Annotated in this window: 11 protein-coding genes and 1 other RNA gene; 3 read left to right on the top strand and 9 right to left on the bottom strand. The window is 37.3% G+C overall.

What is annotated here, in order from left to right:
• Positions 1–36: 36 nt before the first annotated feature.
• Positions 37–2,781, top strand: a complete 2,745-nt coding sequence (locus tag BTO11_RS13290; protein WP_105053051.1) for an ATP-binding protein — start codon at positions 37–39, stop codon at positions 2,779–2,781.
• Between the two features lie 21 nt (positions 2,782–2,802).
• On the opposite strand, the gene pepP is transcribed toward BTO11_RS13290, so the two are convergent.
• Both pepP and BTO11_RS13300 read right to left on the bottom strand, forming a co-directional pair.
• Positions 2,803–4,131 (bottom strand): Xaa-Pro aminopeptidase, encoded by a 1,329-nt coding sequence (pepP, locus tag BTO11_RS13295; RefSeq protein ID WP_105053052.1) that lies wholly within the window; start codon positions 4,129–4,131, stop codon positions 2,803–2,805.
• Between the two features lie 36 nt (positions 4,132–4,167).
• On the bottom strand, positions 4,168–4,722 hold the full coding sequence (locus BTO11_RS13300; protein WP_105053053.1) for a UPF0149 family protein: 555 nt from the start codon (positions 4,720–4,722) through the stop codon (positions 4,168–4,170).
• A gap of 328 nt (positions 4,723–5,050) precedes the next feature.
• Between BTO11_RS13300 and ssrS the strand changes: the two genes are divergently transcribed.
• Positions 5,051–5,245, top strand: a non-coding RNA gene (gene ssrS / locus BTO11_RS13305) — 6S RNA.
• Positions 5,246–5,373: 128 nt separating this feature from the next.
• Here the strand turns inward: ssrS and BTO11_RS13310 are convergent.
• On the bottom strand, positions 5,374–6,756 hold the full coding sequence (locus BTO11_RS13310; RefSeq protein ID WP_105053054.1) for a sensor histidine kinase: 1,383 nt from the start codon (positions 6,754–6,756) through the stop codon (positions 5,374–5,376).
• Positions 6,753–7,511, bottom strand: a complete 759-nt coding sequence (locus BTO11_RS13315; RefSeq protein WP_105053055.1) for a response regulator transcription factor — start codon at positions 7,509–7,511, stop codon at positions 6,753–6,755. The genes BTO11_RS13310 and BTO11_RS13315 overlap by 4 nt, the downstream gene beginning before the upstream one ends.
• Before the next feature lie 185 nt (positions 7,512–7,696).
• Between BTO11_RS13315 and BTO11_RS13320 the strand changes: the two genes are divergently transcribed.
• Positions 7,697–8,767, top strand: coding sequence for a YHYH protein (locus BTO11_RS13320; RefSeq protein ID WP_105053056.1), 1,071 nt, complete (start codon positions 7,697–7,699; stop codon positions 8,765–8,767).
• A 129-nt stretch (positions 8,768–8,896) separates the two neighbouring features.
• Here BTO11_RS13320 and BTO11_RS13325 read toward each other — a convergent pair whose 3' ends face one another.
• The 5 genes from BTO11_RS13325 to BTO11_RS13345 all read right to left on the bottom strand — a co-directional run bounded on the left by BTO11_RS13325 (position 8,897) and on the right by BTO11_RS13345 (position 13,699).
• A complete protein-coding gene (locus BTO11_RS13325) occupies positions 8,897–10,150 on the bottom strand; it encodes an SAM-dependent methyltransferase (RefSeq protein WP_105053057.1) in 1,254 nt (417 codons plus the stop codon).
• Positions 10,151–10,193: 43 nt separating this feature from the next.
• On the bottom strand, positions 10,194–11,015 hold the full coding sequence (locus tag BTO11_RS13330) for a DUF1365 domain-containing protein (RefSeq protein ID WP_181135909.1): 822 nt from the start codon (positions 11,013–11,015) through the stop codon (positions 10,194–10,196).
• Positions 11,016–11,098: 83 nt separating this feature from the next.
• Positions 11,099–12,367, bottom strand: a complete 1,269-nt coding sequence (locus BTO11_RS13335) for an NAD(P)/FAD-dependent oxidoreductase (protein WP_105053059.1) — start codon at positions 12,365–12,367, stop codon at positions 11,099–11,101.
• Positions 12,364–13,218, bottom strand: a complete 855-nt coding sequence (locus tag BTO11_RS13340; protein WP_229793286.1) for an SDR family NAD(P)-dependent oxidoreductase — start codon at positions 13,216–13,218, stop codon at positions 12,364–12,366. The genes BTO11_RS13335 and BTO11_RS13340 overlap by 4 nt, the downstream gene beginning before the upstream one ends.
• Positions 13,211–13,699 (bottom strand): nuclear transport factor 2 family protein, encoded by a 489-nt coding sequence (locus BTO11_RS13345; protein WP_105053060.1) that lies wholly within the window; start codon positions 13,697–13,699, stop codon positions 13,211–13,213. The genes BTO11_RS13340 and BTO11_RS13345 overlap by 8 nt, the downstream gene beginning before the upstream one ends.
• Position 13,700: the final 1 nt, after the last annotated feature.

A 13,700-nucleotide genomic window follows, 5' to 3' on the forward strand; every position in this document is an offset into this window, starting at 1 on the left:
TCCCCACTTCCTTTTATACTTTAGGGGACTGCTAGTATGTTCAGCAGTTTAAAAGCTCAATTAGCCGTCATCTTCTCAGTGATTTTAGGTTTGCTGTTTTGGCAGCAGTATATGGCGTATAAAAGTCAGGAATTGTTGACGGAAGAACTTAGTAATTCAGAAGTTCTGGCAAGAAAAATGATATCGGTAAAAACGTTAGAGAAGGACGTTATAGACTTACAACGTAATGTTTTAATCTATAAAGAAAACCGCAGTAATTCGATAATCAATCGCTTTATTGTCATTATGACGTCTATTAACCAGAAGCTAGCTGATATCAAACTATATGTTGATAACTCCAGCATAAATAAAAACCAATCTAATGCTATTGAAAGCATGCAAATGCACTTAACTAGCTACCAAGAAAATTTTGATACGGTTGTTAATGTATTAACCCTCCGAGATAAGATCTTGAATGACGGTATATTAAAACATGTTATGGAACTTCAAGATGACCTTTCAAAAATATTAAATACTCAAGAAAATGAAAATGCTAATTACCAACATTACTCCAAGTTATTACTTCTTACTCATCAATTACAACTTAGCATTTATGAATATAAGTTTATTTCTAACATCGAGAATAAAGCTAAATTTAACTCAGCCCTCAAACAAGTTGAAAGCATATTGGCGCGTTTGGACAGTTCAGAGTTAGCTCACTCACAGTTAGAGCATGCACAATTAGCTCAACATGTGAAAAGCATATCCTCTGGTTTTTTCAAATATTCGCAAGTTACCCAAAATTATTTTTATCTGGTTAACGTGGTTATGTCTGGCTCTGCTAATGAGTTTTTGTACTTAACCCAAAAGCTCAGTGCTGAAGCGCAGTCTCACTTAAATCAAAATAAGACCGCATTAAACACCCATATAAAACAAGCTAAATTACAAAGCAGTGCCATCTTCATCGTCAGTGTGTTTTTAGCATTAATTATTATACTCGTGGTAATAAAACAACTTATTGTGCCTATACAGAAAATCACCAAAGCTATCGATATGTTAGCTGCAGATGAAACGCTAGAAGAAGAGTTTACCTCAACAAGGAATGATGAAATTGGTCACCTGATCCGTTCCGCCAATATTTTTAATAATAAAAATATCAAAACAACCCAGTTATTAATTGAGTCACAACAACTCAATGAACGTCTTGGTATTGAAACGCAAAGAGCAGAACAAGCCGCTAAAGCAAAAAGCATGTTTATTGCAAACATGAGTCACGAAATAAGAACGCCAATGAATGGAATTATTGGCTTAGTTAATTTGCTTAAACAAAAAGCCCTTCCGACTGAGACCTTAGATTATTTAGATAAGATCAGCTATTCCTCCAATATATTAATGAGTGTTATTAATGACATTTTGGATTTCTCAAAAATTGATGCGGGTAAAATGGAAATTGAAAACATTCCTTTTTCCCCTGCCAATGCATTTGAAAACGTTATTGGTGGGCTTTCAATTAAAGCCTTGGAAAAACAACTCAATATTCGTTGTTACATGCCACCCAATTTACCAAAGAAACTCATTGGTGATGAAGTTCGCTTAAGCCAAATATTACTTAACTTAGGCAACAATGCGATTAAGTTTACCAATACAGGTTCAGTGTCTTTTATTATTAACTGGCAATACGCTCAAACAAATGAACAAGCTGAACCATCTATACTGTTAACCATTGAAATTGTTGATACAGGTATTGGGATAAGCGAGGAACAACAAGAACATATATTTGATGACTTTACTCAAGCAGATGGGTCTACGAGTCGGAATTACGGTGGCACCGGATTAGGCTTAAGTATATCGAAAAAGCTAGTTACCTTAATGGACGGAGATATCGACATAAACTCAACGCCGGCTCAAGGCAGTACATTCAAGGTATGTTTGCCTTTTGATATCGCAACAAACGAACCAATCACTGAACCTTTGAGTGTCAACTTTGGTTCTGTGTGCTTATGGGACATTGAAGCTGAAAAAAATGGCAACAAGTCATCGAATAATATAAACCTAATGGCCCAGTATTTTACCGATATCCACGTGGTGGATGAATCACTAATTGAACGCTTTATTGAGCAACAAGAGTCCAAGTTCAATAAAAACGATATGTTGTTAATATTCACTAACAATAGTCTTAACGAACAACAAAAGTATATTGTTTCTACCTTACTTGAAACTGGCATTTCAATGGCAATCTGTACAGACATTAACGCCCAGCAATTAACCACGAACCTAAACACCTTAGGTATAAAAAATATTATTCACCATCCATTTCATCCCGTTCAATTCCATAAGTTTATTACCGGTATGCACGCACCTCGTGTAATGGAAAAACGTTTCAAAGATATGCCAACAAATGATATTAGCCCTGAAGAAAACCGCTATAAAGGACATATATTATTAGTAGAAGATAATAAGATTAATCAATTGGTCGCGGGCAGTATGTTGAGTAACTTTGGGTTATCGTATGACGTGGCTGAAGACGGCGAACAAGCCGTTACTAAGTTGCAAAACAATCCAGAATACGACTTAGTCTTTATGGATGTACAAATGCCAGTATTAGATGGTTATGGTGCTACCATTAAACTTCGTGAGTCTGGGTTTAAAGATTTAATTATTTGTGGTTTGTCAGCAAATGCCATGCGCAGTGATTTTGAACGAGCAAAAGAAGTCGGCATGAACGACTACTTAACCAAGCCCATTGATAAAGATGAAGTAGAGTTGATCTTACAAAAGTACTTAACTAGGCAAAGTATTTAACATAGCGAATTGAGTAAATGGCTAAGCCATTAACTTTTCTATCTCTTCTATGGTTTTAGGTACTGCGTGAGTTAAGTTTTCAAAGCCATCTTGTGTGATCACTATGTTATCTTCAATTCTTACGCCAATGCCATGCCATTTAGGGTCGCATTCTGACTCAGCATCTATATAAATCCCAGGTTCAACAGTAAACACCATTCCTTCTTTTAATGGACGAGGTTCGCCATTTAAGTTGTACAGGCCAACATCATGCACATCTAAGCCTAACCAGTGACTCAGTCCGTGCATGTAATATGCTCGGTGTGCATCTTCCTCAATTAATGTATTTAACTCGCCGTGTAAAATGCCAAGTTCAATTAAGCCGTTAGTAATAACTTCTATCGACAGATCAGTTAACTGCTTTAAAGTAGCGCCAGGTTTAATCGCAGTAAACACAGCTTGTTGAGTGTCTAGCACTAGCTGGTAAATGGCTTTTTGCTCTGGACTAAATTGGCCACTAACAGGAAAGGTTCTGGTGATATCGGCGGCATAACCTTGCAACTCACAACCTGCGTCAATTAACACTAAGTCGTCGGGGTTTATTGGATCTTTATTTTCAGTGTAATGCAGTATACAAGCGTTATCGCCACTACCGACAATAGTGCCATAAGCAGGATAACGGGCATTGTGCATCGCAAAATGGTGATGTATTTCGGCTTCTAGCTGATATTCGGTGACAATGTGTTGTTGTTTGATTTGCTGGGCTGAAAACAACATAGCGCGAGTATGAGCGCTAGCAGAGATTTCACAGGCTTGTTGCATTACCTTAATTTCACTGGCTGACTTAACCAAGCGCATTTCGTGAAGTAATGGTCGAATATCAATCTGCTGATCTGGCGCACTTAAGCCCTTTCTAACCGATGCTCTTAATTGCGCAAGTAATGCAAAAACAGTCTCATCGACGGCAAAGTCTTCACCTTGTGCCCAATATAAAGTTTGCTTGTCGTTAACTGCGTTTTGCAATACTTGGTCTAACTCATCTAGAGAGGCACTTTCATCAAACAAATACTCTTGTTTAGCTAACGCTTTACCAATACGACGACCTTGCCAAATTTCAGCGGCTTTGTCTTTTACTCGACAAACGATTGTGCTTTTACTAACACCGCCAATTTTCTCTAATATTAGCCAAGCGTCTGGCTCTGGAAAACCAGTTAAATAATGAAAGTCGCTATTTTGTCTAAAACCGTATTCCGTATCTCTGCTGCGAGTCACTTCTTTTGCTGCGGTAATAACCACAACACAGTTGTCAGACAACTGCGCTAATAACTGTTCTCGACGCTGCTTAAACTCAGAAAATGCAATACGGTTCATAAATTAAATACGACTCTCAAGTGAACGGATTAAAGATTAATGAAGTGTTTTAGACTCAGATTTTGGCTCGTTTACTGCTTTACCAAACTCTTGATGACATAACACAGCGGAGATACGAACAAACTCAACCACTTCATAGAAGTCAGCCTGACTCTCGTTGTTTTCATCAAATTGCGTGTCCATACGTGTGATATTGGTAAAGTCTTCTATGATTTCACGCGCTTCGTTAGATGACATAGTCAAATCACGTTTGTTAAGGCCAAAACCAACTAAAAAGTATTGCACCCAGTTTAATAACTCTTCGGCTTGGTCAGTTAATGACTCATCGTCGTCAGGTAAGTAAATTGCAAATGACATATCTTCTGATTCAAATTGGTTAAATAAGTCTTCAACCATAGTTTCAGTGGCTTTTTTCAAAGAACCTTTAACAGATAACCCGTTATTGAATAGCTCTGACATGTGTTCTAAATAATCAGTAGATTCTCTAAACATGCCACCGCAAACTAAGCCAGTAAGCAAGCCGTGTAGTTCACTTGCTGTGGCGGTAAAGTCATTTTCGTTTAACGTAGACACTAACTGGTCGTGATTCATAAATGCAGCCTTTTATTTTACTCTCTGGTTTTAATCGAACATAAAACCATAAGAAATAAACAGTCAAAATTGATAACAAAATAATGTGCAAGCTTATCACTGTTTTAATAGCTGTGGGTAGTGTTACAAACGTAATAACCATTGTGAAAATGCGGTATTTGTTTGTTCTCTGGTCAGTTTGATAATTAATTGCTCATTTGACTAAAAAAGTCTGTTTTTACCCTTGAGCATAATCCTATACCTGTTATATTCCGCCAAGAAATAGAATAATCATTATCAGTGCATTAATGTTATTGGTGTATTACGTTATGTTAGGCTATTTTGAATATGGGACCTGGGGTGTTTGACAGAAAATTGTATCCCTGAGCCGATAATACTTATACAGGAGAGTATTTTATTTGCTATTGCGCAAGCTCGACTCATTTCGGTGAGTAATCGAGAAGCCTACGGTGAAAAAATATTTTCCGCCTTGAACACTTCGGTTGTTCATGGGTTAGGTTTTCATCGGCACCTTGGGTGTCACCATATATTAAAGTTAACGATATTCATGGTTAACCCTGCTATTTGGCTAGTTCGAGTATCAGTGCCCTACTGCCAATATTCTGCTTTCAATGTTATGCTTTCAAAAATTAACAGCACAATTTTATGCCCTTACGACTTCTTTTCAGCAAACGTAATCCGGGTTAAAAAGTAATCTTTTCTTTCATCCGATAGTTGAAAGTGCCAATTCTGTAACTGACAAATTTGTTGAACAATTTCCAACCCAATACCAAAACCTTGTATCTTATCTATGTCTTTTGCGGTGTTATTTCCTGTATTCGTATTTACGTTAACTCTAGAGTTTACAATCATAGGTGGCTTAGAGTTCGTCACTGTTACACAAGCATCCTGAATTTGAATAAATACACTCCCTTCAACGCAATGTTCAAAGGCATTGCGGATTAAGTTACTGAGTAAAATCCGGCATAAGATTTTAGGTAATAAAATAGCGTTATGGCCATCTTCCGATAAACTCAATTCGACATTTTTTCCTTGCAACAAATAATCATGTTCATGAACCAGCAAGGTAATTTCTTGTTTTAAGTTCACCTCTTCATTAAGTAAATCTTCGGTATTTTCTCTACTTAGTAACAACAGCCCGTCTGACAGTTCAGTCATATTATTGTTAGCTCGTCGAATATTGAGATACTGATCATCAAACTCGTTTTTGCCTTGTTTAATACGCAAGTCAATTATATCAAGGGCGCTGCTTACTAAGGCGATAGGTGTTCTTAATTCGTGACTGGCATTTTGGATGAATTGTTTTTCTCGTAGGTAAAATTTATCAATACGTTCCATCGACTTTTGCAGTTTTTTGGCAACCAAACCTACTTCACTTGGATTATTGGTAATGTCAAACGACGCAGCGTCATGATCATCTACTAAGCTGGCCATTTCAGCTAAATCATCCAGTGGCTTCACCACCAAGGAAATGATTTGACGAGAGACCACATAGAATAAGATCAAAGCTAAAATCACGATGCCAAATATAGACAAAGGCACGTTCATATAGGGCATATTAAAAATAGCGGTATTATTTTTCGCCAGCTCAGACTTTGTTTTTTCATCTTCACTATAGAACAAGTAAAGCAGTTGCTCTGAGTCCATTATTGGGTGAGCAAAAGCAAAGTACTTAGACGTCCTGTCAGCTTGCCCTAACACACGCTCATCTTCCTTAACTAGCATTTTAAATGGTGTTAATTGTTGCAATTCAAACAGGTCAAAATACAAAGGTGGGATATTATTCAAACCAACAAAGGCCGCGTAACTCCCTCTGTGCGGTAGTTTAAACTTAGGATCACGCTGTACTTGCTGAGCAAAGTTTTTAGACATTGTCATTAAGTTGCGGTGTGTTGTCGCTTGAGAACTTATATTAAAGATTTGATAGATTAATATTGAAAACACAACGACTAAAAAAAGCATGCTAAATAATAGATGCTTATTTAATTGGTACTTTATGCTGTTTTTTCCTAACTGGTTTTTATCTTTATTCATAATTTTCCTTTAACAGCAGGTTCCTTTAATGCAATGTCCTTAATATCACTTTTCTTTGATTCACTTTTCTTTAACACTAGGCCAACGCCTCTTACCGTTGAAATTAATGCAGAGCTAAAAGGTTTATCTACTTGCTGTCTTAATTGATAAATATGAGACTTTAATGCATCTGAATTAGGGAGTTCATCTGGCCATAACACACGCTGAATTTCTGATTTTGTCACTACATTGGGAGAGGCTTTGATTAGCAATTCTAAAATTTGCCAACCTGCTTTACTCAAGACGATCTCTTGCCCTGCTCTATTTACCTTATACTCTGCGGTATCCATAGTTAAATCACCAACGCTAAGCTGAGTGTTACCTTTTTGGGGATAGCCAGTGTTTTGGTGATAGGACTGTTGGTAGGAAGACAGTACCTTTAAGCGAGCAACCAACTCTGGCAGTTGAAATGGTTTAACTAAGTAATCGTTGGCGCCAACATCAAAGCCTTCTAATTTATCTTCTAGGGTGCCTTTAGCGGTCATCATAATTATAGGAGTAGATATGCCATGGTCTCTAATGGCTGAACATAAGTTAATGCCATCCATTCCCGGCAACATTATATCCAGTAAAATCACATCAAACCTTTGTTCACGTGCTAACGTCAAGCCTAAATTACCATTGTCAGCATAATCACACTCAAAGCCATACGCCTCTAAATATTCAATAATGTTTGCGGCTAACACTCGATTGTCTTCAACAAGTAGCACCAACATATTTTTGACCTCGCACCTTTAATTTGTTTGTTTATACCAGATAAAAAATAAGCAGTTAAGCCGTAATTAACACATTATAATCTATCAAAAAAACACGGTTTCACTTTTTTTTCACCTACACTAGATTAAGCTTTGTTGGATAGCTATTTAACAACTAGATAAAAATACACCTGTGTGAGGATATTATGAAATTTACCAAGTTAACCATTTTAACAGCAATACTATTATCAATAACGGCTTGTGGTGATAGTAGTAACGATGACGATGCCTCATTAACGGATGACAGCTCAACAGATAGCGAGACTGTGGACACTTCGGTTATTGATATAACCAACGTTAACTTTACCAAACGAGATGGCTCTTGTGCTGATTACGAGGGATATTACAAATCTGAAGTGATGGATATTAAAAACGCAATATCCTTTATCGGCGATGTGAGCATATTACCAAGTAGCGATGTTTGTACACTTGATGCGAATACCATCCCAAACCATGACTTTCATGACGGCGGTTCTCAATTTGCTACGCAACCTGCCGAAGTGAGAACCCAATTTTTCATTAACGCTAATCCTACTTTTGCTGATGAAGTAAACCCGTTAACGTTAGGTACAGCAGAAGCTGTACTACTTAATGGTGTTACTCTAGATATTTTGGCGGCGGCTTGTTATGGCGTAGGCAATGAGACGTTAGGACAAGAAAAAATTGGCTGTGGGGCAAATCAAGATGATAACCCATGGCGTTACGACCCAATGTCTCCATTAAATAGCTTTGGTACCGACACTCACAACGCGCATACACAACCTAGCGGTAAATATCATTACCACGGCAACCCAATTGCAATGTTTGAACAAGACTGCAGTACCGCGTCAACTGCGTCTCCTGTAATTGGTTTTGCGGCTGACGGTTTCCCTGTCTTTGGTTCTTGTATTAATGTTGACGGTACAATTAGAGAAGCAACGCCTAGCTTTGAACTTAAACAAGGCACGCGTCAAGATGTCGCAGGTTACCAAACGCCAGAAGCAGACGTTGGCTCAATCGCGAGTGATAGCTATGATGGTCAATTTAGAGGTGACTATGAGTATTCTGAAGGCCTTGGTGATTTAGATGAATGTAATGGCATGACGGTGGACGGTCAATATGGCTATTACATTACCAACTCTTTCCCATGGACATTAAGCTGTTACAAAGGTGATACCAATGCCAGCTTTAGTGAGCAAGAAGTGAGTGAATCTCGTTCTCACACTCATACTCATTAAATAGAACTTAACTGAAAAGCATAAAAAAGCACCAGGGTGAAAATTTTCACCCTGGTGCTTTTTTGTTTACCGCTTTTTGTATCTATTAACTGGTGTTTTCTATCCATAGAAAAACTAGTTTATTAACGACTAAGCCTTTCTTGCCACTAAATGAATTGCACTGGTTGAACGTTCTAAGAACGCACCTTCACAATACGCTAAGTAATATAACCATAAGCGTTTAAACTTTTCGTCATAACCAAAGGTTTGTAATTCATTCCACGAATTTAAAAATTCGGTGCGCCAATCAGCTAATGTTTTTGCGTAGTCCAAACCAATATCATCTAACGACTCAATCACCATATTTGTATGCTTACTCATATGTTGGCTTAAGCTAGTAATTGACGGTAAGAAGCCACCTGGGAAAATATAACGTTGAATAAAGTCGACGTTATTTTTGTAATAATCAAATCGCTGATCCGCTATGGTAATAGACTGGATTAATAATTTACCTTCAGGCTTTAATCTGTCGTTACATTGCTTAAAGAAGCTAGGTAAATACTCAAGCCCAACGGCTTCAATCATTTCTACAGAAACCACTTTGTCGTACTGACCTTCAAGCAGTCTATAGTCTTTTTTCAATAACGTGATTTTATTGCCTAAGCCTAATTGCTTTACTCGATCTTCTGCATATTCGTATTGAGCATCAGAAATTGTGGTGGTGGTTACCTGGCAACCATAATGTTGAGCCGCAAATATCGCTAAACCGCCCCAACCTGTTCCAATCTCTAACAAGTGATCTGACGGTGATAAATCCAGACGCTGACATATAGTATGTAACTTATGGATTTGCGCCTCTGCCAATGAAGTACCTTCATCTGGATAGATAGCTGAAGAATACATCATTTCTGGGTCTAAAAAGCGCGTGTAGAGTTCATTCCCTAAGTCATAATGTGCCAGTATGTTCTTTTTAGAACCAGACTGGTTATTGCGATTTAACTTATGGAATATCGCATTTTTTAATTTATTTAACCACGAGGTTTTACTTTCAATTTGATCCGCTTGTTCCTGTGATTTAGCAAATATGCGAATAAGGTTAGTAAGGTCAGGACTGCTCCATTTACCTTCTATAAATGCTTCTGCAACGCCTATACCGCCACCTTTGATGAATTCTTTGAAAACACTGGCATCATGTATATACATTTTTGCAGTTGGTGAAAGTCCATCATGTTTTTCTGGATAAAAACTGTGCTGATGTTGTCCTTGGTTTGACTCAATAATTTCTATTTGGCCATAATCAAGTTTTGCCAATACTGACAAAACGATTCTTCTGCACTTTTGATCTACCCAAGTCACTTTTTTTGTTATTGTATTTTCACTCTCTGTGGTGACGACCTGTTCCATAGAACACTCCTTTTTACTTATCTTTTCTATAAATTTTTATTGGTTATTTTTTTCGAGTCTGGTAACTAACAAAAGGTACTCGTTTAAAAAATAATTTCATCGCTTGCCAATATATTAACAAGACAATTTTTAACGTCATGACCGGGAATCCCAACAAGACTTTGACTAATTCTGTTTTACTAAATTGTTTTTTCTTTAACGACAAGGTCGCATCAAACACTTTACTGTCTTCTTTGCTCTCTTCTTTGCTCTTATGTGCATCGCTATTTAACGTGTGGTTTTCAATATGAATAGATAACGCATCACTTGTTGCACTTGGCGGCCTTACCTTCCAAACATATTCCATATCTATCGCCATAAAAGGTGACACATGAAACTCTTTTTCTGTTGGAGGCAAATCGCCATTGTCTAAATGATCATTTAAATCTATTAGGTAATAATGACGTTGATTCCAAGGCGTATTGCTCACCTCAGCTAACATGCAATTACATGCACCTTCTGCGTCATAACAAAAATAAAAATTAGCCGGACTAAAATACAAGCCAAAACAACGCACTTGTACCAGCATCACTACTTTTTCTATTTTGTATTTACCATCTAATTGTTGCACTTTTTCGGTAATACGCTGTTTAAGAGAAATTGGATCTGTTTTGTCTGCTGTTTTTTCACGAACTTTTTTTAGATAGTCTGTTTGATTAAATTTAAGTGCATGAAACCAACGAGTGCCAAAGACGCCAATATTAAATTGCGGCGTTGAGACTTCATCAACATCAAGGGCCAACATATATAATGAATAGCCAAATCGGTTCACTTTGGGCGTAAAGCGCCTATGTCTAATTTGACCAACATAAATACTATTTTTCATATTCAATCTTTACTCAACTAATACCAGCCAATAAAGCGCCTAACCAATATCTGAATATTTTTAGACGCTACACAACCTCTACTTTACACAGTTTTAGAACCTAAACTACAACCAAATCGTGCAGCAACGTCAACGGCACTGCGTACTCCATCTTCATGGAAACCGCTGTACCAATACGCACCAGCAAAGTGGGTATGTTGCTTACCGCAGATCATATTTCGTTGCTGTTGAGCTTTTATTGATTCGATTGAAAATACTGGATGCTGATAAGTAAATTCTCTTAATATTTTATCTGGGTTAATCGACTCTTTTTGATTTAACGTCACGCAAAATGTGTGTTTGGTATCGAGACCTTGCAATATATTCATGTTGTAAGTGACACTTGCTGGCTTAACTCGGTCGTTGGTTAATTGATAATTCCAACTTGCCCAGGCTTTTTTACGCTTTGGTAATAGGTTTATATCCGTATGTAATACCACAGAATTATCACTGTATGTCATAGCTGATAAAAGAGCGTTCTCTTGCTCTGTTGCATCCCCCAGTAGTGTTAACGCTTGGTCTGAATGACATGCAATAACCACATCGTCAAAAAATTCAACATGCTGGTCGGCAAAATGCAGCTGTACACTTTCGTTCTCACGAGTGATTGATGTTATATCGGCATTTACACGAATTTTATTTTTAAACGGTTCACACAAAGGGGCTAAATAACGTCTTGAACCATTTGGAATAACATACCACTGTGGTCGGTCTGCAATATTTAATAATCCGTGATTATTAAAGAACTGCACAAAAAATCGGAATTGGAATCGAGTCATTTGATCCAACGAGCTAGACCAGATAGCCGCGCCCATTGGTAAAATATAATGCTCAGAAAAGTAATCACTGAATTTATGCTGTTGTAAAAAATCACCTAACGAATAATCCTCAACAAAAACACCAGATTTATACGCTTGTTTACATAATTTATTAAATCTTAAAATTTCTTTAATTAGAAACCAAAATCTAGGATTTAAAATATTACGTCTTTGTGCAAATAAGGTATCTAAGTTGTGTCCGTTGTACTCTAATTTACTTTGGCAATTATGAACCGAAAAGCTCATTTCAGTTTCTTGTTTCTGTATACCAATTTCATCTAACAAGGCTAAAAAATTAGGATAGGTTTTATCATTAAAAACAATAAAACCCGTGTCGATAGCAAAACTCTTATTTTCTAATTCAACATCAACCGTTGCTGTGTGCCCGCCAATTATTGGGGCTTTTTCGAATACAGTTACGTTATGTTTTTTTGATAATAAGTACGCTGCGGTTAAGCCAGAAACACCAGAACCTATAATGGCTATATTTTTCATTTTTTTAAATCCTTTGTATCAGTCTCTTTTGCGTCATCTCTCGGATGAGTGTCTTTTGAGTCTGTTTGTTTTGATGACGTATCTTTTGGAGCAGAGTCGCTAGAAATAAGTCGTTGCCAAATACTTGCTGGTAGCAATGAAAGAAGCTTTAAACTCAAGGTTAAACGTTTAGGGAAATGCAGATAGTTTTTCTTGGCCTGAACGCCATTAAAAATTCTTGCTGCGGCATCGCTTGCTTCAATAATAAACGGCATATTAAAGTGATTTACCGAGGTTAAAGGCGTACGAACAAAGCCAGGGTGAATCAAAGTAACACCAATATCATGTGCCGCTAAGTCCACTCGTAAGCTGTTAGCTAAGTAATCAACGCCAGCTTTAGACGCGCCATAAGCTTCAGCTTGTGGAAAAGGAACTATGCTAGCGCTAGAGCTGACAAATACAACTTGCCCGCCCTTTTTTACTTTAGGTAAAAAGAACTTTAGTAAACGCCCTAACGAAATTAAGTTGGTATTAATAATGTCGGCAAAAAGCTCGGCATCAAAATTGATTGGGTCTTGTATATAACGACAATCCCCAGCATTTAAAATTAATACATCTAAAACCTTATCCGCTTCACCATCTGTGCCGTTATCTAAGCTATCCGTCAGTGTTTGGGCTGCGCTTGCAACATCGTCGTTGTTATTTACATCAAACGCCAATGTTAAACGAGCAACGGCATCAAGCTCGGCTAGTTTGTCTTTATTACGTCCACAAGCAATTACGTTATGACCAGAAACCACATATTGATTTAATAGCGCCTCGCCAATGCCAGATGTTGCTCCTGTAATTAATACATTCATTTTATTAAGCATTAGCCGCCCTTTTTTTAATCCAAGAGATCAAACGTCCAAGCAGAGGAATATTTTCATATAACATCTCGCCTAAGTCGATGTAGTCACGGTGATAAATGATCTTACCTTCAAATGCTTTAAGGTGAGAGCTGCCTGTTACTGTGATTTTTTGACCACCATTTAACTGTTTATGTTGGTATGTCATGGTCCAGTAAATTGCCGCTTCAAGTTCCGTTTCTACCACATGATGAATATTGAATTGGCAATAACTAACATTTTGGTACAAGCCATCAAAATAGTTACTTAATGCATCAAAACCATGAATTTCATGAATAGGGTCAATAAAGTCTACTTTTGCATGATAAATTTGCTCAAGTAAATGAAGATTGTCTGTCGATAATTGATGGTAAACACTAATGAAATTAGTTAACCAAGCTGAATTACCCAAAACATTAATCTCAGTATGATCTGTATTAATTCTGTCCGTATTTGTGTCTGTCATT

The organism is Psychrosphaera saromensis, assembly GCF_002954545.1.
GTDB lineage: Bacteria > Pseudomonadota > Gammaproteobacteria > Enterobacterales > Alteromonadaceae > Psychrosphaera > Psychrosphaera saromensis.